Raw genomic sequence first — 18,922 nt, 5'->3', positions numbered from 1 at the left:
AGGCGTGGCCGCGTCCGCTGGTCCCGGCCCGACGGCGCGGTTGCCTCCCGGGCACGCCGTTGACATCGGTTTGGCCCCCTCTTATCTCTCGCGCCAACCGAAAGTCCAGCCGACTTCCGCAAAGTTTGAAGCCTTCCGAAATTCTGCACTCTGGCAGGATCGGTGGCCTGCAAGCCGGCCACGGCATTGACAGCTCGATATATTCTGGAAGGACCGGTTATGGTCAGTTTTGGCGGGCTCGCCCGTAAGTTGCTGGGTTCGTCGAATGACAGGCTCGTTCGACGTTACGACGCCCGGGTCAAGGCAGTCGCGGCTCTGGAAGACGAGTTCGCCGCCCTCACCGACGACGAGCTGCGCGCTCGCACGGAAGCGTTCCGCGCCGAGATCGCAGACGGCAAGACCGTCGACGATCTGATGATCCCGGCCTTCGCCATCGTGCGCGAGGGTGCCAAGCGCGCCCTCGGCATGCGGCACTTCGACGTGCAGATGATCGGCGGCCTGGTGCTCAATTCGGGCGCCATCGCCGAGATGAAGACCGGCGAGGGCAAGACCCTGGTCGCCACCCTCGCCGTCTATCTGAACGCGCTGGAGGGCAAGGGCGTCCACGTCGTCACGGTCAACGACTATCTCGCCCGGCGCGACGCCGAGTGGATGGGCCGGCTGTACCGCTTCCTCGGCCTGACCGTCGGCATCATCGTCCACGGCATGTCCGACGAGGAGCGCCGCGAGGCCTATGCCTGCGACGTCACCTACGCGACCAACAACGAGCTCGGCTTCGACTATCTGCGCGACAACATGAAGTACGAGCGCAGCCAGATGGTCCAGCGCGGCCATCGCTACGCCATCGTCGACGAGGTGGATTCGATCCTCATCGACGAGGCGCGCACGCCGCTGATCATCTCCGGCCCGCTGGACGACCGGTCCGAGCTGTACATGACCATCAACGGCTTCATCCCGCAGCTCGACAGAAGCGACTACGACATCGACGAGAAGCAGCGGAGCGTCACCTTCACGGAGGACGGCACCGAGAAGCTGGAGCGGCTCCTGGAGGCCGCCGGCCATCTCGTCGGCGATTCGCTCTACGACATCGAGAACGTCGCCATCGTCCACCACGTCAACAACGCCCTGAAGGCCCACGCGCTGTTCCAGCGCGACAAGGACTACATCGTGCGCGACGACGAGGTGGTGATCATCGACGAGTTCACCGGCCGCATGATGCCGGGCCGCCGCTTCTCGGAAGGCCTGCACCAGGCGCTGGAAGCCAAGGAAGGCGTCACCGTCCAGCCGGAAAACCAGACGCTGGCCTCGATCACCTTCCAGAATTATTTCCGCATGTACGACAAGCTGGCCGGCATGACCGGTACGGCCCAGACGGAAGCCGCCGAATTCGGCGACATCTACGGCCTGGACGTCATCGAGATCCCGACCAACCTTCCGATCCAGCGCCTCGACGAGGACGACGAGGTCTACCGCACCGTCGAGGAGAAGTTCCGGGCGATCAGCCACGAGATCCAGGATTGCGCCAGGCGTGGCCAGCCGATCCTCGTCGGCACCACCTCGATCGAGAAGTCCGAGCTGCTGGCCGAACGCCTGCGCCGCGACGGGCTCAAGGACTTCCAGGTCCTCAACGCGCGCTATCACGAGCAGGAGGCCTACATCGTCTCGCAGGCGGGCGTGCCCGGCGCGGTGACGATCGCCACCAACATGGCGGGCCGCGGCACCGACATCCAGCTCGGCGGCAATGCCGAGATGCGGATCGACCGCGAACTCGCCGACATGGCCGAGGGGCCGGAGCGCACTGCCAGGGAAGAGGCCATCAAGGCCGACATCCAGCGCCTGAAGGACATCGCGATCGAGGCCGGCGGCCTCTACGTGCTCGCCACCGAGCGCCATGAGAGCCGGCGCATCGACAACCAGCTGCGCGGCCGCTCCGGCCGCCAGGGCGATCCAGGCCGCTCCAAGTTCTACCTGTCCCTGCAGGACGACCTGATGCGCATCTTCGGGTCCGACCGCATGGATTCGATGCTGACCAAGCTCGGCCTCAAGGAGGACGAGGCGATCGTCCATCCCTGGATCAACAAGGCGCTGGAGAAGGCCCAGAAGAAGGTTGAGGCGCGCAATTTCGACATCCGCAAGAACCTCCTGAAATACGATGACGTGATGAACGACCAGCGTCGCGTCATCTTCGAGCAGCGCATCGAGCTGATGGATTCCGAAGAGCTCGACGAGGCGGTGGCGGACATGCGCCATGCCACGATCGACGGCATCGTCTCGCGGCACATCCCCGAAAAGGCCTATCCCGAGCAGTGGGAGACCGAGGCGCTCAAGGCGGATGCGCTGGAATACCTCAATCTCGATCTGCCGATCACCGAATGGGCCAACGAGGAGGGCATCGCCGAGGACGACATCCGCGAGCGCATCCGCGAGCATTCCGACCGCGCCGCGGCCGCCAAGGCCGAGCGCTTCGGCCCGCAGGTGATGAACTACGTCCAGCGCAACATCGTCCTGCAGACCCTGGACGCCCTGTGGCGCGAGCATCTGGTCAATCTCGACCATCTGCGCTCGGTCGTCGGCTTCCGCGGCTACGCCCAGCGGGACCCGCTGAACGAGTACAAGTCCGAGGCCTTCGAGCTGTTCGAGGCGATGCTCGGCAATCTGCGCGAGCGCACCACCTCGCAGCTCACCCGCGTCGAGCTGGTCCAGCCCGAGCGCCAGCAGGCACCAAAGGTGCCGCCGATGGAGGCCCACCATGTGGACGCCACGACCGGCATCGACGAGATGGGCGACGGGGCCGCGCGGCTGACCGCCAACTTCACCCCGACCGCCGCCGACGGGCTGCTCCGCGATCCGGAGAACCCCGACAGCTGGGGCCAGGTTGGGCGCAACGAGCCCTGCCCCTGCGGCTCGGGCAAGAAGTTCAAGCACTGCCATGGCGCCTTCGTCTGAGGCAGCCACGCGGCATGGCGTGAACAGATCGAGGCCGCCGGAACGCCAGTTCCGGCGGCCTTTTCGTTTGCTATGGACCGAGTGCCCGCGAGCGGGGCCGTCCAGCTGAGCCGAGTGCCGGGTGTCGAGGCGCATCTCGATCGAGACGCCGCAAACGGCGGTCACCCACCCGCCACGCCGGCTGCATCGGGACTTCAGGGCACGAGCGCTGCGTGCGCCCCGCCCTACCCCGGACGAGCGGCCGTGAGCCCCGACGGCGCCCACCCTGGCTGATACGCCATCCCTCAAACGCACGAGGCCCGCGGCGGATGCCACGGGCCTCGTCGTGCAATATGGGAACCGGCGATCCGGGACGCAGGCGCCCCGGCCGGTGCTATTTCAGGAAGCTGGAGAAGATCGAGCTGCCGCCGCTTCCGCTGATCCGGTTGCCGTCCCGGTCATAGCCCTCGCGGCGATGCTGCTCCTGGGCATAGGCCTCGGGCGAGATCGGCTGGCCGGTGCGGTAGCTGAAGGTGGACGACTCGGCGAAGTCGCTCGGCGCGAAGGACGAGGCGATCTTCTCTTCCTCGGCATGGTCGGCCTGGACCTTGGCGATGACCTGCGCCGGCAGCGAGAAGTCCGGGCAGGCGCCCGTCGGCGACAGGCCGGCCACCGTCTCGGCGCTCTGGTCGAAGACGTAGCGGCGGTCGCAGACGCCGACATTCGGCGCCTGGCGGGTCATCTCGAAATAGTCCGAGCCCTTCTTCAGCATCTTCCAGAAATCGTAATGCTCGGAATTGCGGTGCCGGGCCATGTTCTTCGGCGTCATGCGGAAGGGATAGGCCTGGATCTGGAAGGCGCGCTGGCCGCCCTCGAAGGAATGGCGGGCCAGCGAGTAGATCTCCTGCACCTGCTCGTCGTCCATCGCGTAGCAGCCGGACGAGTTGCACGAGCCGTGGATCATCAGATGCGAGCCGGTCCGGTTGTTGGCCCGGTCATAGGTGTTCGGATAGCCCATGTTCAGTGCGAGATGGAAATTGGAGTTCGGGTTCAGCTGCGCCGGGGTGACAGTGTAGAAGCCCTCGGGCGCCTGGCGGTCGCCTTCCTGCTTCTTCGGGCCCAGCTTGCCGGACCAGGCGCAGATCTCATAGGTCTTCAGCAGCGCGTAGGTGCCGTCGGTCTTCTGCTTCCAGACCTCGAGATCCGACTCCTCCTTGTAGAGCCGCACCAGGATCGGCGACTTCACGCCCATCCCGTTGGCCTTGATCGACTGCACCAGAGCGGCCGGCAACGGCGCCTCGGCGGGCAGCAGATCCTCGTACTGGCAGGCGGATATGGTGAACATGGCAGTCGCCAGCGCGGCGGCCGTCACGAGGCGTCGAAAGAACATCCCCTCATCCCCATCGCATATGACGGCACCTGGCCGTCCCGATTCGAACCGAAGCCTGCGAAGCGCTTCGCCTCATCGCGACGGCGATATCCCGGCAGGATAGTCCGTCGCATGCCTTCCCCGTTCTGCCGCACCCGTCGTTAAGCAATCGTTAATGTTCAAAATTAGATCGATTGCCGGCGACGGGTCGGACGACGAAAGGCTGCAATCCGTATCGCCCCTAACCCTACGTCGTCCCGAAGCATCCTTGCAGAGGATCGGACCGAAGGGAACGGGCCCGCGTTGCCCCGGCGCAACAGGGCCTAGAGATTCCGCCCGATGGCGAGGAACTTCTCCCGCCGCTGGCGGCGCAGGCCGTCGCCGTCGAGCTCGGCCAGCTCGGCAAAGGCGTCCCGCACGCTCTCGGCAGCGGCCGCGATGCCCTCGGCGGGCGCCCGGTGGATGCCGCCCAGCGGCTCCTCGACGATCCCGTCGATAATGCCGAAGCCGGCCAGGTCCTGGGCCGTGATCTTCATCGCCTGCGCCACGTCCCGGGCCCGCGTCGCGTCGCGCCACAGGATAGACGCACCGGCCTCGGGCGAGATCACCGAGTAGATCGCGTGCTCCAGCATCAGCACCTTGTTGGCGGTGGCGATGGCGATGGCGCCGCCGGATCCGCCCTCGCCGATGACCAGCGAGACCATCGGGACGCGCAGGTTCAGGCAGGCCTCGGTGGAGCGGGCGATGGCCTCGGCCTGGCCGCGCTCCTCGGCGCCGATGCCCGGATAGGCGCCGGCGGTGTCCACGAAGGTCAGCACCGGGATCTGGAAGCGCTCGGCAAGCTCCATCACCCGCACGGCCTTGCGGTAGCCCTCGGGCCGGGCCATGCCGAAATTGTGCTTCAGGCGGGTCTGGGTGTCGGAGCCCTTCTCCTGGCCGATGACCGCGACGGAGCGGCCGTCAAACCGGCCGAAGCCGCTGATGATGGCGTGGTCCTCGGCGTAGAAGCGGTCGCCGGCCAGCGGCACGAAGTCCGTGATCAGGCTGGCGATGTAGTCCAGGCAGTGCGGCCGGTCGGGGTGGCGGGCGACCTGGGTCTTCTGCCAGGGCGTCAGCTTGCGATACAGGTCGGCCAGCGCGTCGCGGGAGCGCTTCTCCAGGCGCTGGACCTCGTCGGTGACGTCGACGGAGTCCTTGCCCTCGATCTTCTTGAGTTCCAGGATCTGGCCTTCGAGATCGGCGACCGGTTTTTCGAAATCGAGATAATTATGCATGGGTGCGCGGCGTCGAGCCGTCCTTCGAGATTTTGGCGACCGGAAGCGATGGCCGACTGGCCGCAAGGCTCGAGACGCGAGGGGCGGCAGCCCGCACGCGTCTCGCCCTCGGCTCAACGTCTGTGTTGCGGCGGAAACTGGCCGTGTGCCGCATCCTTGTCAAGAAACGCGTGCAGCGCGTCACTCGCGGCTCTGCTCCGACAGGGGGTGATGGTCGGTGACCAGCCGGATCAGCCGCTCCTCCAGGACATGGGTGTAGATCTGCGTGGTCGAGATGTCGGCATGGCCCAGCAGTTCCTGCACCGCCCGCAGATCGGCGCCGTTCTGCAGGAGATGGCTGGCAAAGGCATGGCGCAGCACATGCGGCGAGATCCGCTCGGCGGGAATACCCTCGCGGGCCGCCAGCGCCTTCAGGTCCCGGGCGAAGGCCTGGCGGGTCAGGTGGCCGCTTTCCGACAGGGCCGGAAACAGCCAGCGCCCCTCTTCGGCGATCGTCGCCTCGCGCATGGCCTCCGACAGCCGCGTCAGCGCATCGCGGGCCGCCTCGCCGATCGGCACCATGCGTTCCTTGTCGCCCTTGCCGCGCACCACGATCATGCGCTGGCGGCCCCGCAGCACCGCGCGCGGCAGGCTGACCAGCTCGGAGACGCGCATGCCGGTGGCATAGAGCAGTTCGACCAGCGCATGCATGCGGGCGGCGCGCACCCGGCGGGCCGGCGACTGTTCGGGATCGACCGCCTCGGCGGCCGCCCGGTCGAGCAGCCGGTCGACCTCGTCCTCGCTCATGATCTTGGGCAGCGGCTGCTTGCGGCGGGCACCCTCGATCGGCCCGGTCGGATCGTCGCCGCGCCGGCCCTCCACATACAGGAAGCGGTAGTACTGGCGCAGCGCCGAGAGCCGGCGCGAGCGGCTGGTCTCGGCAAAGCCGCGGGCGGCGAGCCGGCCGACATAGGCGCGGATGTCCTCGGTGGTCGCCGTCATCAGCGATCCGCCCTGCCCCGCCATGAAGCCGGCGGCGTCCTCCAGGTCGCGGCGATAGGCGACGACGGTGTTGTCGGCGGCGCCGCGCTCGACCGCCATCATCTCCAGGAAGGTCTCGATGTCGGCACCTTCGCGGGCCGACAGGCCGGCGCCCGCAGCTGCGCCGGTGTCCGGCGCCGCGCTCATGGGCGCAGGCCGCCGCCCGTGCCGACCGGTTCGGCCTGGGGCAGCGGGATCTCGACGGTCGTTTCCCGGCGGGTCGGATCGACGAAGTAGACGAGCGCGGCCATGATGCCGTAGATGATGGCCGCAAGGATCAGGAGGGTCGTCAGGAGGCGGACGAGGGTCGGCATCGCGGTTTGGCGAACTCAGCTTAGGTGTGGACATCCCTGGCAATCGCTCGCTGATGGCGCGAACGGGACGGGTCGCAAGCGAGACGGTCGGCCCCTGTCGGGGTAACCTGCGAACTTTAAGATTTCCTCATGCTTGCATACGGCAAGAGTGGGGCGGCTGCGAAAGGCGCAATGAGAAGCGAATTGTCATCGGGCGGAACCGACACCCTCCAGGACCGCCTGGGCAAACGCTCCATCACCCTCGTCGGTCTGATGGGCGCCGGCAAGACCACGGTTGGGCGTCGCCTCGCCTCGCTGCTCGGCCTGCCCTTCCGCGACACCGATCACGAGATCGAGCTGGTCTCGCGCATGTCGATCGCGGATTTGTTCGAGGCCTATGGCGAACCGGAGTTCCGGGCCCTGGAGGCCCGCGTCGTCGCGCGGCTGGTCGCCGACGGCCCGCAGGTCGTCGCCACGGGCGGCGGGGCCTATATGCATGACGAGACCCGCGCGCTGCTCAAGCGCTCGGCCGTCACCGTATGGCTCAAGGCCGATCTCGACACGCTGATGGACCGCGTGCGGCGTCGGGGCAATCGCCCGCTGCTGCAACAGGACGATCCGCGTGAAGTGATGCGCGGCCTGATCGAGCGGCGCTATCCCCTCTATGGCGAGGCCGACATCATCATCTCGACCCGCAACGTCAAGCGGGACGTGATCGCCCAGGAAATCATCGAGGCGCTGGATCGCCACCTCGCCACGGAGACAGATCGATGACCAGCCTCCAAGCGGCTCCCTCGCGCGCCGAAGCACCGGCGGCGCCGCGCAGCCAGGTTCGCGTCGCCCTCGGCGAGCGGTCCTACGACATCGTCATCGGGCCGGGCCTCATCGACGCGGCCGGCGAGGAGATCGCCCGGCGGCTGCCCGGCGTGCGCGCCGCCGTGGTCACCGACGCGACGGTGGCCGGCCTGCATTACCAGCGCCTGTCGATCGCCCTGCGGGCGGCCGGCATCGACCATGTGCAGATCGTCGTGCCGGCCGGCGAGACGAGCAAGTCCTTCGCGCAGCTGACCGAGGTGGTCGACCAGATCATCGCCGCCCGGCTGGAGCGCGGCGACGTGGTGATCGCCCTCGGCGGCGGCGTCGTCGGCGATCTGGCCGGCTTTGCCAGCGCGATCGTGCGGCGGGGCATGGGCTTCGTCCAGATGCCGACGACGCTGTTGGCGCAGGTCGATTCGTCCGTCGGCGGCAAGACGGGCATCAATTCGCCGCGCGGCAAGAACCTGATCGGGGCCTTCCACCAGCCGGCCCTGGTCCTGTCCGATACCGCCCTCCTCGACACGCTGAGCCCGCGCGAATTCGCCGCCGGCTATGCCGAGATCGCCAAGATGGCGCTGATCGACCGGCCGGACTTCTTCGACTGGCTCGACGACAATCGCGAGGCGATCTTCACCGGCGGGCCGGAGCGGGTGGAATCGGTGCGCCAGAGCTGCCTTGCGAAGGCGGCGGTCGTGGCCGCCGACGAGCGCGAGGACGGCAGCCGCGCCCTGCTCAATCTCGGCCACACCTTCGGCCATGCGCTGGAGGCGGCGGTCGGCTACGACGCGCAGCGGCTGGTGCATGGCGAGGGCGTGGCCATCGGCACCGTGCTGGCGCATCGCTACTCGGCCCGTCTCGGGCTTTGCCCGCCCGGCGATGCGGATCGCTGCGCGGCGCATCTTGCCGCCGTAGGCCTGCCCACCCGGATCGCCGAGATCCCCGGAACGCCCCTCGGCGTCGCGGAACTGATGGCCGGCATCGGCCAGGACAAGAAGGTCCGGCGCGGCAGCCTGACCTTCATTCTCACCCGCGGCATCGGCCGGGCCTTCATCGCCCATGACGTCGATCCCGGCAGCGTCGAAACCTTTCTGACCGAAGAGCTTGCCCGATGAGCGTGACCCTCTGGATCCTCCTGACCATCGTCGTCGTGCTCATTGCCGTCTCGTCCTTCTTCTCGGGCTCGGAAACGGCGCTGACGGCGGTCTCGCGGGCGCGGCTGATGAGCTACGAGAAGAACGGCGATACCCGCGCGACCCTCGTCCAGAATCTGATCGAGAAGAAGGACCGGCTGATCGGCGCGCTCCTGATCGGCAACAATCTGGTGAACATCCTGGCCTCGTCGCTGGCAACGACGGCCTTTCTCGGCCTGTTCGGACAGGCCGGCGTCGTCTACGCCACGATCGGCATGACCGTCCTCGTCGTCATCTTCGGCGAGGTGCTGCCGAAATCGGCGGCGATCGCCCGGCCCGACGCGTTCTCGCTGGCCGTCTCGCGGCCGGTCAGCATCGTGGTGGCGCTGCTCGGGCCGCTCACCGGCGTCGTCAACTGGATCGTGCGCCGCATTCTCGCGCTGTTCGGCGTCAGCCTCGAATCCGGCGCCTCGCTGCTCACCGCCCACGAGGAACTGCGCGGCGCCGTCGAGGTGCTGCATCGCGAGGGCTCGCTGGTCAACGCCGACCGCAACCGGCTCGGTGGCCTTCTCGACCTGCACGAGCTGGAAGTCTCCGACGTGATGGTCCACCGCACCGGGATGCGCCAGGTCAATGTCGACGACGGCCCGATCGAGGTGGTGCGGCAGATCCTGGAAAGCCCCTATACCCGCATGCCGGTCTGGCAGACCCATTACGACAACATCGTCGGCGTGGTGCACGCCAAGGACATCCTGCGGGCCTTGCACGAGGTCGACAACGACCCGGCCAGGGTCGACATCCTGACGATCTGCGCCAAGCCGTGGTTCGTGCCGGAAACCACGACCCTGCAGGACCAGCTCAACGCCTTCCTGCGCCGCAAGGGCCATTTCGCCATCGTCGTCGACGAATATGGCGAGGTCGAAGGCCTGATCACGCTGGAGGACATTCTGGAGGAGATCGTCGGCAACATCGCCGACGAGCACGATCTCGACATACAGGGCGTCACCACCGAGGCCGACGGCTCGGTCGTGGTCGACGGCCAGGTGCCGATCCGCGACCTGAACCGCGCGCTGGACTGGAACCTGCCGGACGACGAGGCGGTCACCATCGCGGGCCTCGTGATCCACGAGACCCAGACGATCCCCGAAGAGCGGCAGGCCTTCACCTTCTTCCAGAAGCGCTTCACCGTGCTCAAGCGCGAGAAGAACCGCATCGCCAAGCTGCGCATCCGGCCGGCCACCGTGCTGGTCCCGCCCAAGAAGGGCGGCCACCACGCGCTGGCCGGCGGCCATGTCGTGGCCGCGCCGGAACCGGAGATCGACGATTACGACTACGGCATCGACGTGGTCGAGGAGGCCGACCCGGACCTGGCATCGGCGGAGGACGCCGCGGCGAGGGCCGCAGCGGACGAATGGTCGCCCCGGCGGCGGCCCGTCGAGACCGACGGCGCCGATGGCGACCCGTCGCCTGCGATGGACGACCCCGGCCTCGCTGCCGACACCGACCGCAAAGCCACCGACGCCGACGCGGTCAGCCGCCGAAACTGAGCGGCCGCCTCAGCGGCGCCGCGCCTCGCCGGGGGCCGCCGCCTCGATGGCCAGGGCATGAACGCCGGTTTCCAGTTCCTCGCGCAACAGCCGGTTGATCGCCCGGTGACGCTCGACGCGGCTCTGGCCGGCAAAGGCCGCGCTCACGAGCCGCACCCGGAAATGTGTCTCGCCGGACCCGTCGAAGGTGGCGTGGTGGTCGCTGTCGGCGTGATGGTGGCCGGCATGCAGGTGGCTCTCGTCGATGACGTCGAGCTGGTCCGGCGCAAACGCCTCGGCCAGCTTGGTCTCGATCTTCGCCCTGGTGTTCATGGCGGTCACTCTCCTGTAGTAGCAGTCGCCTGGCGGCGCGAAGCGAAGCTTGCGCGAAGCAGGCGGACCCTCTGCATTTTCGGGCTTTTTCCCGGATGTCAATTCTTGTCCGCACCAGCCTCGGGCACCATTATTGGACGCGATGAAACTCGACTCCGAATATTTCGACGCGATCCGCGTCAAGAGCAAGCGCAAGGGCAAGCGCTCTGCGGAACCGCGCCGTGCGCCGACCTGCGCCTGGGAAGGGTGCAGCGAGGCCGGCTCGTACAAGGCGCCGATGGGCCGCGACCATGAGGGGCAGTACCTGCATTTCTGCGTCGACCACGTGCGCCAGTACAACAAGTCCTACAATTATTTCTCCGGCCTGAACGACAAGGACATCCAGCGTCATCTCAAGGAATCCCTGACCGGCCACCGGCCGACCTGGACCATGGGACACAATGGCACATCCGCCGGCAATGGCGCCAAGGCGGCCAGCGCCGCGCGCGCCAAGCGGTGGAACAGCCGCATGCGCGACCCGTTCGACCTGTTCCCCGGCGAGGACGCGCCGCGTCCGCAACCGCGCCGCCCCAAGGTCCGGTCGCTGGAGCACAAGGCGTTCGAGACGCTGGACCTCACCGACGAGGCGAGCGGCGAGGTGATCCGCACCCGCTACAAGAGCCTGGTCAAGCAGCTCCATCCCGACGCCAATGGCGGCGACCGCGGCACCGAGGACAAGCTGCGGGAGGTCATCCAGGCCTACAAGCTTTTGAAACAGTCAGGTTTTTGCTAAGCGCGAGGGGAAGGCGCCGGACATCCCGACAATCAGCGTGCGCAGACGCATCGTGGCGAGCGTCGAGGATTGCGAGGTCGCGCGCGCGAACCGACAGTGTTGACAGGGTCCGGCCGGCCGAGCCGGCGGACCGTTGGAGGTAGTATGAGTGCAGCGGAACATGTCGTGGCCCCCCTGCCGGACACCACGGTCTCCGTGCGGGACGCCTTCGGGTTCGAGAGCGACCTGACGGTCCCGGCCTTTTCCATGTCCGACCCGCACGTGCCCGAGCTCGACCCCGACTATCTGTTCGACAAGCCGACGACGCTGGCGATCCTGGCCGGCTTCGCCAAGAACCGGCGCGTCATGGTCTCGGGCTATCACGGCACCGGCAAGTCGACCCATATCGAGCAGGTCGCCGCGCGCCTCAACTGGCCCTGCGTGCGCGTCAATCTCGACAGCCATGTCAGCCGCATCGATCTCGTCGGCAAGGACGCGATCGTCGTGCGCGACGGCATGCAGGTCACCGAGTTCAAGGACGGCATCCTGCCCTGGGCCTACCAGAACAACGTCGCGCTGGTGTTCGACGAATACGACGCCGGGCGCCCCGACGTGATGTTCGTCATCCAGCGCGTGCTGGAATCCTCGGGCCGGCTGACCCTGCTCGACCAGAGCCGCGTCATTCGCCCGCACCCGGCCTTCCGCCTGTTCGCCACGGCCAACACCGTGGGCCTGGGCGACACGACCGGCCTCTATCACGGCACCCAGCAGATCAACCAGGCGCAGATGGACCGCTGGTCCATCGTCACCACGCTCAACTACCTGCCCCACGACCACGAGGTCGGCATCGTCGTCTCCAAGGCCAAGACCTACGACAGCAAGGAAGGCCGCGAGATCGTCTCGCAGATGGTGCGCGTCGCCGACCTGACGCGCTCGGCCTTCGTCAATGGCGACCTGTCGACGGTGATGAGCCCGCGCACGGTGATCACCTGGGCCGAGAACGCCGAGATCTTCGGGGACCTGGGCTTCGCCTTCCGGCTGACCTTCCTCAACAAGTGCGACGACCTGGAACGCCCGCTCGTCGCCGAGTTCTACCAGCGCGCCTTTGGCGAGGAACTGCCGGAGAGCGCCGCCAACCTCGTTCTGGACTAGGCGGCCATGGCCAAGATCGGCGACAACAAGCGTCCCGCGGACCGCAAGCCGGTCGACGCCGAGCCGTTCCGGCGCGCCGTCGCCGGCTGCCTGCGGGCGATCGCCGGCGACGCGGAGCTGGAAGTCACCTACGCCTCCGAGCGCCCCGGCCTGTCGGGCAACCGCGCCAAGCTGCCCGACCTGCCCAAGCGCGTCTCCAAAACCGATCTCGGCGTCACCCGCGGCCTGTCCGACGCCATGGCCCTGCGCAAGGCGCGCCACGACACCCGCCTGCATTCCAGCCTGTCGCCGGAAGGGCGCAGCGCCCGCGCGGTCTACGACGCGGTCGAGCAGGCCCGCTGCGAGGCGATCGGCGCCAACGCCATGCGGGGCGTCGGCGACAACCTCGCCACGATGCTCGAGGACAAGTATTTCCGCTCCAACCTCTCCGACGTGACCGACCGCGCCGAGGCGCCGATCGAGGACGCCGTCGCGCTGATGGTGCGCGAGAAGCTGACCGGCCGCGCCATCCCGCCCAGCGCCCAGGCGCTGGTCGATGTCTGGCGCGACTTCATCGACGAGAAGGCCGGCACCAAGTTCGACCGGCTGAGCGAGACCGTCGGCGACCAGCAGGCCTTCGCCCGGGCCATGCGCGACATGCTGGTCTCGCTGGAGATGGCCGAAAGCCTCGGCGACGAGGACGAGGGCGACGACAGCGACAGCGAGGACGAGCAGGGCGACAACCAGACCCGCGACTCCGAGGAAGGCGGCTCCGAGAAGGAGAGCGGCACCGACGAGGCCGAAGCGCAGGAGAGCGAGAGCGAAGGCGAGAACCAGGAGGCGGCCGAGGCCGAATCCTCCGAGGCCACCGCCGACGATCCCTCCGACGACGACAGCCAGGACACCGAGACGCCCGGCGAGTCCCGCCGCCCCAGCCAGTCGCAGAGCAGCTTCAATCTCGACAGCGACTACAAGGTCTTCACCCAGGCCTTCGACGAGACGATCGGCGCCGAGGAATTGTGCGACGAAGCCGAGCTCGACCGGCTGCGGGCGTTCCTCGACAAGCAGCTCTCGCAGCTCCAGGGCGTCGTCGGCCGTCTGGCCAACCGGCTGCAGCGCCGGCTCATGGCCCAGCAGAACCGCTCCTGGGACTTCGATCTCGAGGAAGGCTATCTCGATCCGGCCCGGCTCAGCCGGATGGTCATCGACCCGATGCAGCCGCTGTCCTTCAAGATGGAGCGCGACACCGATTTCCGCGACACGATCGTGACGCTGGTGATCGACAATTCCGGCTCCATGCGCGGCCGGCCGATCACCGTCGCCGCCACCTGCGCCGACATCCTGGCGCGCACGCTGGAGCGCTGCGGCGTCAAGGTCGAGGTGCTGGGCTTCACCACCCGCGCCTGGAAGGGCGGACAGGCACGCGAGGCCTGGCTCAAGGCCGGCAAGCCCCAGAAGCCCGGCCGCCTCAACGACCTGCGCCACATCATCTACAAATCCGCCGATTCGCCCTGGCGGCGCTCCCGGCGCAATCTCGGCCTGATGATGCGCGAGGGACTTCTCAAGGAGAACATCGACGGCGAGGCGCTGATCTGGGCGCACAACCGGCTCCTGGCCCGGCCCGAGCAGCGCCGCATCCTGATGATGATCTCCGACGGCGCGCCGGTGGACGATTCGACCCTGTCGGTGAATCCCGGCAACTACCTCGAACGGCATCTACGCGCGGTCATCGAGCAGATCGAGACCCGCTCGCCGGTCGAGCTCCTGGCCATCGGCATCGGCCACGACGTCACGCGCTATTATCGCCGCGCGGTGACCATCGTCGACGCCGAGGAACTGGCCGGCGCGATGACCGAGCAGCTGGCCGATCTCTTCGAGGACGAGAAATCCGGTGGCCGGCGGTCGCAGCGCCGCCGCATGGGCGGCTCTGCGCGTTGATGGGGGCTCCGGGAAGACATGGCCGCCTCGCCGCGGCGACGGCCCTGTGCTGCCTGCTCCTGGCCGGTGGCGGCGCCCTTGCCCGCGCCGACAGCCGCCTCGACGTGACCGCAGAGCCCGTCGTGCAGTTCGACAAGGCGGCGCCGCGCGAGCGCTTCGGGGCGCTCGACTTCATCGGCGGCTTTTCCTTCTGGTCGGACGACAGCCGGATGATGGGGATCTCCGCCTTCCGTTTCCTGGACGGGGGTAGCCGGTTCCTGGCCGCCACCGATACCGGCTTCTGGATGGGCGGGCGCGTCGCGCGCGATGGCGCGGGCCGTCCGGTGGGCATTGCGGACGCCACCCTCGATCCCATCCTCGGCCCGGACGGCCGGCCCTATGGCCGCAAGGGCGAGGCCGACGCCGAGGGCATGGCGATCGCGGGAGACCGGGCCGTGGTGTCCTTCGAGAGCCGTCACCGGATCGCCGCCTACGACCTGTCTCCCGACGTGGCAACAAGCCGCCCCGCGCCGCTCCCCTTGCCGATCCCGCGGCGCGAATTGCGCAGCAACAAGGGGCTGGAGACGATGGCCGCAGCGCCGGCCTCCTCGCCCCTGGCCGGTGCCCTCGTGACGGTGGCCGAACACTCGATCGACGAGAACGGCAATCTCTTTGCCGCCATCCTCGACGGCCGGGCACCCGGCATCTTCAAGGTGCGCAAGGACGCGGACTGGGAGGTCTCCGACGGCACGTTCCTGCCCGGCGGCGACCTGCTGCTCCTGGAGCGGCGCTATGACGGCTGGCTGGGCGGGCTCGGCATCCGGATCCGGCGCGTGGCGGGGGACGGCATCCGTCCGGGCGCCCTCGTCGACGGCCCGGTCATCGCCGCCTTCGATCTCGACCAGGAGATCGACAACATGGAGGCGATCGATGCCTGGATCGACGACAGCGGCGCCACGCGGCTGACGCTCGTCTCGGACGACAACGGCTCGTTCTTCCAGCGCAACATGCTGCTGGAATTCCGCCTCGCCGAGGACGCGGCCCGCACCAACTGACGGCCACTGGGCCGCGCGTCCGAGGACGCGACGCCGACCGCGCTGGCTCGGCGAATCGCCGCATCGCGCCAGTCTGAAGACGTGCTTCGGTCCTGCCGATGCGGCGTCGTCAGATGCCGGTGGCCGCCACCGGGCGGGCCGGCATGAAGCGCTGCATGATGATGCGGTAGGGCACCAGCGCGACGATCGCGATGAACAGCTTCACCGTGAAGTCGCCGATCGCCCAGGACACCCACCGGGGCGCGTCGGTGGCCATCAGGCCGAGCAGCGGCGCGGTCTCCAGGGCGAACCCGTCATTGGGTCCCAGGAACAGGAACATTGGCGCAAAGGCCACGGCGAAGAAGGTGATGGTGTCGACCACCGAGCCCGACAGCGACGACGCGGCCGGGGCGCGCCACCAGCTTTCCTGGCGCAGGCGGTTGAACACGGCGATGTCGAGAAGCTGTGCGGCCAGGAACGCCCCGCCCGAGGCGATGGCGATGCGCAGCAGCCGCTCGGCGGCCGTCGCATATTCCAGGAAGCCGAGGTCGTGGAGAATCGGCGGCACCACGATCGAACAGGCGACCGCGGCGGCAAAGCCGATATAGACCACGCGCCGGGCGATGGCGGGGCCGTAGCGGCGATTGGTCAGGTCGGTGACCAGAAACGCGAACGGATAGGTGAAGGCGCCGAAGGTCAGGATGTCGGCCAGCTGCAGCGAGCCGATCCGGGCAAAGACCGGAAACTGCACCGCGACATTGGACGCGAGCACGATTCCCGTCATCGCGATGACGGGGAGCAGGTAGAGACGCAGGGAATGCATTTTTTTAACCTGGGTGATGGAACCAGTGTGCCGGACGCCCGGAGGCGACCGGCCCGAAATGCCGACGCTCAGGGGCGCTCGCGCGACCCCTTAAGCCGCCTGATCAGGCGGCCGTCGTCTCGGCGATCTTCTTGGCAATCTGGCGCTTCAGCAGGCGGGCGCGCTGCGACAGCTCGGCTGCATCGGCCTTGGCCAGGAACGCGTCGAGACCGCCGCGATGCTCGACCGAACGCAGGGCATGCGCCGAGATGCGAAGCCGGTAGCGCTGGCCCATCGCGTCGGAGATCAGCGTGACCTGGCACAGATTCGGCAGAAACTTGCGACGCGTCCTGTTGTTCGCGTGGCTGACATTGTTGCCGGACTGGACAGCCTTGCCAGTGAGTTCGCAGGCGCGTGACATCGGATCACCTTTCAGATTAACCTAACGCCCGATCGAGACGCGCCACCACAAAGGCGCGATCATCGCTATCGGGTATGACCGGAAATTCGAACGGGTCTATAGTCCGGGCCAGGCGATGCGTCAAGCCGCGTGACGGGCGCATGCGCCGCGTTTGTCGCCACAAATCCGCGCCGTTTGTTCCGTCTGACCGATCGGACCGCCAGACACACGCTCGCCGAAGGGCCACCGCCAATGACGTTCAGACCGATTCTCGCCGTCGCCGCCGCCCTGCTCGCGGCTTGGACAGTCGGTGGTGCGACCGCCCACGCGGCGGACCAGAAGGTGACCACGCGCTACGGCATGTCGATCATCGGCCTGCCGGTGGGCCAGGCAATCTTCGACACCGTCATCGACGAGGGCAGCTTCTCGGTCAGCGGCACGCTCTCCTCCGCCGGCATCGGCAGCCTCGTCTCCGACACGCGGGGCACCAGCCGGGTCGCCGGCAAGGTGACCAGGCGCGGATTTTCGGCCGAGAGCTACGGTCTCGAATATACCAGCGATCGCAAGCGCTGGTCGAGCGACGTCGCCTTCAACGGCGGACGGGTCGTTTCGTCGAAGGTCGGGCCCAAGCGCGCCAGCGACAAGCCCGGCTTCATTCCGGTGCAGCGCTCGCAATTGCGCTCGGTGGTCGACCCGCTGAGCGGGCTGATGATCAAGACCGGCGATCCCGCCTCGGTCTGCCGGCGCACGCTGCCGCTTTACGATGGCTGGTCGCGCCTCGACCTCAAGCTGTCGCCGGCCGGCACGCGGCGCTACGACATGCGGGGCTTCTCGGGCGAGGCGGTGGTCTGCAAGCTGCGGATCGCCCCGGTCAGCGGCTTCGATGCGTCCTCCAAGGGGCTGAAGTTCCTCAAGGACCAGACGGTGGAACTGTGGTTCGCACCAATCGCCCGCAAGGACGTCTATGTCCCGGTCTATGCCCGCATCCCCACCAAGGTGGGACCGCTGACCCTGTCGGCGATGTCGGTCTCCGTCGACTGACGTCTCCGCAGCGCGGCAGGCGGGTACGGGAATGCGCCGACACCGCGCCATGACAGCCCCGCCCTGCCCCATTGACCCGCGGCCGGCCGGGCGAGCATAGAGCGTCCCGGCGAGCGGAGAAGCGGGACATGGGAACGATACTGGGCTTTTCGGCGGTCCTGATGTGGGCGGTCCTTGCCCTTCTGACCGCGCGCAGCGGCGCGGTGCCGCCCTTCCAGCTCGCCGCCATGACCTTTCCCGTCGCCGCGCTCATCGGCATCGTCGCGCTCAAGGCTCGGGGCGGCAGCATCGCCGTGTTCCGCCAGCGGCGGGCGGTATGGATCCTCGGCGTCGGCGGGCTGTTCGGCTACCACGCGCTCTACTTCGCCGCCCTGCGCAATGCGCCGCCGGCCCAGGCCGGCCTGATCGCCTATCTCTGGCCGCTGCTGATCGTCCTCGGATCGGCCGCCCTGCCCGGCGAGCGGCTGCGCTGGTTCCACGTCGTGGGCGCCTGCCTCGGCCTGGCCGGTGCCGCGCTGATCGTCACCGGCGGCGGTACGCTGGCCTTCTCGCAGGACCACGCGCTCGGCTACGGCCTGGCCGGCCTCTGCGCCCTGACATGGTCCAGCTACTCGCTGCTGTCGCGGCGCTTCGGCGACGTGCCCAGCGACGTGGTCACCGGCTTCTGCGCGGTGACGGCGGTGCTGTCGCTTCTGGCCCATCTCGCCTTCGAGACCACCATCTGGCCGCAGACCGCCGGCGAATGGACCGCCGTCCTGCTGCTCGGCCTGCTGCCGGTCGGCGGGGCCTTCTATGTCTGGGACTACGGGGTCAAGCACGGCGACATCCAGGTGATCGGCGCGGCGAGCTATGCCGCGCCGCTGCTGTCGACGCTGGTGCTGATCGCGGCCGGAGAAGCGGCCCTGACCGGGACGATCGTCACTGCCGCCGTCCTGATCACGCTGGGCGCGGGCCTTGCCGCGCTGCCGCTGTTCCGGCGGCTGGCCCGCCGCGGCGACGCGGCCATACGCTAGCTGGCAGGATCGACGCGCTAGTGTTCCGAGTCCAACACTTGCTACCTGTTGCCTCGGACTTCATCGAGTTTGTCCCGCGCACGTCGTTCCCGTTCGAGAATATCGTCGGCGGTTTTTGTCCACTGGAAGGGCTTTGGCCTGGAGTTG

At 68.0% G+C, this 18,922-nt stretch carries 16 protein-coding genes and 1 pseudogene; 10 read left to right on the top strand and 7 right to left on the bottom strand.

Annotation, left to right across the window (positions count from 1 at the left end; all coding sequences use genetic code 11):
• Nucleotides 1-219 precede the first annotated feature (219 nt).
• Nucleotides 220-2,946, top strand: coding sequence for a preprotein translocase subunit SecA (gene secA / locus VQ042_RS16325; protein WP_331821168.1), 2,727 nt, complete (start codon nt 220-222; stop codon nt 2,944-2,946).
• A 373-nt stretch (nt 2,947-3,319) separates the two neighbouring features.
• Here secA and VQ042_RS16320 read toward each other — a convergent pair whose 3' ends face one another.
• The 4 genes from VQ042_RS16320 to VQ042_RS16305 form a co-directional block, all read right to left on the bottom strand.
• A complete protein-coding gene (locus tag VQ042_RS16320) occupies nt 3,320-4,315 on the bottom strand; it encodes a murein L,D-transpeptidase family protein (RefSeq protein ID WP_331821166.1) in 996 nt (331 codons plus the stop codon).
• A gap of 302 nt (nt 4,316-4,617) precedes the next feature.
• A complete protein-coding gene (locus VQ042_RS16315; RefSeq protein ID WP_331821164.1) occupies nt 4,618-5,568 on the bottom strand; it encodes an acetyl-CoA carboxylase carboxyltransferase subunit alpha in 951 nt (316 codons plus the stop codon).
• A 180-nt stretch (nt 5,569-5,748) separates the two neighbouring features.
• A complete protein-coding gene (locus VQ042_RS16310) occupies nt 5,749-6,735 on the bottom strand; it encodes a site-specific tyrosine recombinase XerD (protein ID WP_331821162.1) in 987 nt (328 codons plus the stop codon).
• Nucleotides 6,732-6,902, bottom strand: coding sequence for a hypothetical protein (locus VQ042_RS16305; RefSeq protein WP_331821160.1), 171 nt, complete (start codon nt 6,900-6,902; stop codon nt 6,732-6,734). Before VQ042_RS16305 ends, VQ042_RS16310 begins: the two co-directional genes overlap by 4 nt.
• 171 nt (nt 6,903-7,073) lie before the next feature.
• Here VQ042_RS16305 and VQ042_RS16300 point away from each other — a divergent pair, with 171 nt between their 5' ends.
• From VQ042_RS16300 to VQ042_RS16290, 3 genes and pseudogenes are all read left to right on the top strand, one after another.
• A complete protein-coding gene (locus VQ042_RS16300; RefSeq protein ID WP_331821158.1) occupies nt 7,074-7,655 on the top strand; it encodes a shikimate kinase in 582 nt (193 codons plus the stop codon).
• Nucleotides 7,652-8,809: a 3-dehydroquinate synthase gene (gene aroB, locus VQ042_RS16295; RefSeq protein ID WP_331821156.1), complete on the top strand. Its 1,158-nt coding sequence runs from the start codon at nt 7,652-7,654 to the stop codon at nt 8,807-8,809. Before VQ042_RS16300 ends, aroB begins: the two co-directional genes overlap by 4 nt.
• Nucleotides 8,806-10,065 (top strand): annotated as a pseudogene (locus VQ042_RS16290) (HlyC/CorC family transporter); the annotation flags it as partial. The gene aroB and the pseudogene VQ042_RS16290, both read left to right, overlap by 4 nt.
• Nucleotides 10,066-10,383: 318 nt before the next feature.
• Here VQ042_RS16290 and VQ042_RS16285 read toward each other — a convergent pair.
• A complete protein-coding gene (locus VQ042_RS16285; RefSeq protein ID WP_331821154.1) occupies nt 10,384-10,686 on the bottom strand; it encodes a BolA family protein in 303 nt (100 codons plus the stop codon).
• A 142-nt stretch (nt 10,687-10,828) separates the two neighbouring features.
• On the opposite strand from VQ042_RS16285, the gene VQ042_RS16280 reads away from it, so the two are divergent.
• From VQ042_RS16280 to VQ042_RS16265, 4 genes are all read left to right on the top strand, one after another.
• Complete coding sequence (locus VQ042_RS16280; RefSeq protein WP_331821152.1) at nt 10,829-11,458, top strand: J domain-containing protein; 630 nt, start codon at nt 10,829-10,831, stop codon at nt 11,456-11,458.
• Between the two features lie 144 nt (nt 11,459-11,602).
• Nucleotides 11,603-12,589 carry a cobaltochelatase subunit CobS gene (gene cobS, locus VQ042_RS16275; protein WP_331821150.1) on the top strand — a complete coding sequence of 329 codons (987 nt, stop codon included), beginning with the start codon at nt 11,603-11,605 and terminating at the stop codon, nt 12,587-12,589.
• A 6-nt stretch (nt 12,590-12,595) separates the two neighbouring features.
• Nucleotides 12,596-14,506, top strand: coding sequence for a cobaltochelatase subunit CobT (cobT, locus tag VQ042_RS16270; protein WP_331821148.1), 1,911 nt, complete (start codon nt 12,596-12,598; stop codon nt 14,504-14,506).
• Nucleotides 14,506-15,540: an esterase-like activity of phytase family protein gene (locus VQ042_RS16265; protein ID WP_331821217.1), complete on the top strand. Its 1,035-nt coding sequence runs from the start codon at nt 14,506-14,508 to the stop codon at nt 15,538-15,540. Before cobT ends, VQ042_RS16265 begins: the two co-directional genes overlap by 1 nt.
• Before the next feature lie 109 nt (nt 15,541-15,649).
• On the opposite strand, the gene VQ042_RS16260 is transcribed toward VQ042_RS16265, so the two are convergent.
• The gene (locus VQ042_RS16260; protein WP_331821146.1) at nt 15,650-16,342 is read right to left on the bottom strand and encodes a queuosine precursor transporter; all 693 of its coding nucleotides are present in this window, start codon (nt 16,340-16,342) and stop codon (nt 15,650-15,652) included.
• 103 nt (nt 16,343-16,445) lie between these two features.
• Nucleotides 16,446-16,742, bottom strand: coding sequence for a 50S ribosomal protein L28 (rpmB, locus tag VQ042_RS16255; protein WP_331821144.1), 297 nt, complete (start codon nt 16,740-16,742; stop codon nt 16,446-16,448).
• A gap of 231 nt (nt 16,743-16,973) precedes the next feature.
• On the opposite strand from rpmB, the gene VQ042_RS16250 reads away from it, so the two are divergent.
• Both VQ042_RS16250 and yddG read left to right on the top strand, forming a co-directional pair.
• Nucleotides 16,974-17,762, top strand: coding sequence for a DUF3108 domain-containing protein (locus VQ042_RS16250; protein WP_331821142.1), 789 nt, complete (start codon nt 16,974-16,976; stop codon nt 17,760-17,762).
• A 128-nt stretch (nt 17,763-17,890) separates the two neighbouring features.
• The gene (gene yddG, locus VQ042_RS16245; RefSeq protein WP_331821140.1) at nt 17,891-18,775 is read left to right on the top strand and encodes an aromatic amino acid exporter YddG; all 885 of its coding nucleotides are present in this window, start codon (nt 17,891-17,893) and stop codon (nt 18,773-18,775) included.
• Nucleotides 18,776-18,922 lie beyond the last annotated feature (147 nt).

The sequence above is a fragment of the Aurantimonas sp. A2-1-M11 genome, from assembly GCF_036549475.1.
In the GTDB taxonomy this organism is placed as follows: Bacteria; Pseudomonadota; Alphaproteobacteria; order Rhizobiales; family Rhizobiaceae; genus Aurantimonas.
The sequence above is the reverse complement of the archived record's forward strand: the minus strand, read 5'-3'. Positions and strand labels throughout refer to the sequence as shown.

What these genes read in the sequence shown, in the direction of transcription:
- VQ042_RS16305 (WP_331821160.1), bottom strand. Translation starts at nt 6,902, where the DNA reads ATGCCGACCCTCGTCCGCCTCCTGACGACCCTCCTGATCCTTGCGGCC.
- VQ042_RS16260 (WP_331821146.1), bottom strand. Translation starts at nt 16,342, where the DNA reads ATGCATTCCCTGCGTCTCTACCTGCTCCCCGTCATCGCGATGACGGGA.
- VQ042_RS16280 (WP_331821152.1), top strand. Translation starts at nt 10,829, where the DNA reads ATGAAACTCGACTCCGAATATTTCGACGCGATCCGCGTCAAGAGCAAG.
- VQ042_RS16285 (WP_331821154.1), bottom strand. Translation starts at nt 10,686, where the DNA reads ATGAACACCAGGGCGAAGATCGAGACCAAGCTGGCCGAGGCGTTTGCG.
- VQ042_RS16265 (WP_331821217.1), top strand. Translation starts at nt 14,506, where the DNA reads ATGGGGGCTCCGGGAAGACATGGCCGCCTCGCCGCGGCGACGGCCCTG.
- VQ042_RS16310 (WP_331821162.1), bottom strand. Translation starts at nt 6,735, where the DNA reads ATGAGCGCGGCGCCGGACACCGGCGCAGCTGCGGGCGCCGGCCTGTCG.
- VQ042_RS16315 (WP_331821164.1), bottom strand. Translation starts at nt 5,568, where the DNA reads ATGCATAATTATCTCGATTTCGAAAAACCGGTCGCCGATCTCGAAGGC.
- VQ042_RS16320 (WP_331821166.1), bottom strand. Translation starts at nt 4,315, where the DNA reads ATGTTCTTTCGACGCCTCGTGACGGCCGCCGCGCTGGCGACTGCCATG.
- aroB (WP_331821156.1), top strand. Translation starts at nt 7,652, where the DNA reads ATGACCAGCCTCCAAGCGGCTCCCTCGCGCGCCGAAGCACCGGCGGCG.
- rpmB (WP_331821144.1), bottom strand. Translation starts at nt 16,742, where the DNA reads ATGTCACGCGCCTGCGAACTCACTGGCAAGGCTGTCCAGTCCGGCAAC.
- cobT (WP_331821148.1), top strand. Translation starts at nt 12,596, where the DNA reads ATGGCCAAGATCGGCGACAACAAGCGTCCCGCGGACCGCAAGCCGGTC.
- secA (WP_331821168.1), top strand. Translation starts at nt 220, where the DNA reads ATGGTCAGTTTTGGCGGGCTCGCCCGTAAGTTGCTGGGTTCGTCGAAT.
- yddG (WP_331821140.1), top strand. Translation starts at nt 17,891, where the DNA reads ATGGGAACGATACTGGGCTTTTCGGCGGTCCTGATGTGGGCGGTCCTT.
- cobS (WP_331821150.1), top strand. Translation starts at nt 11,603, where the DNA reads ATGAGTGCAGCGGAACATGTCGTGGCCCCCCTGCCGGACACCACGGTC.
- VQ042_RS16250 (WP_331821142.1), top strand. Translation starts at nt 16,974, where the DNA reads ATGACGTTCAGACCGATTCTCGCCGTCGCCGCCGCCCTGCTCGCGGCT.
- VQ042_RS16300 (WP_331821158.1), top strand. Translation starts at nt 7,074, where the DNA reads ATGAGAAGCGAATTGTCATCGGGCGGAACCGACACCCTCCAGGACCGC.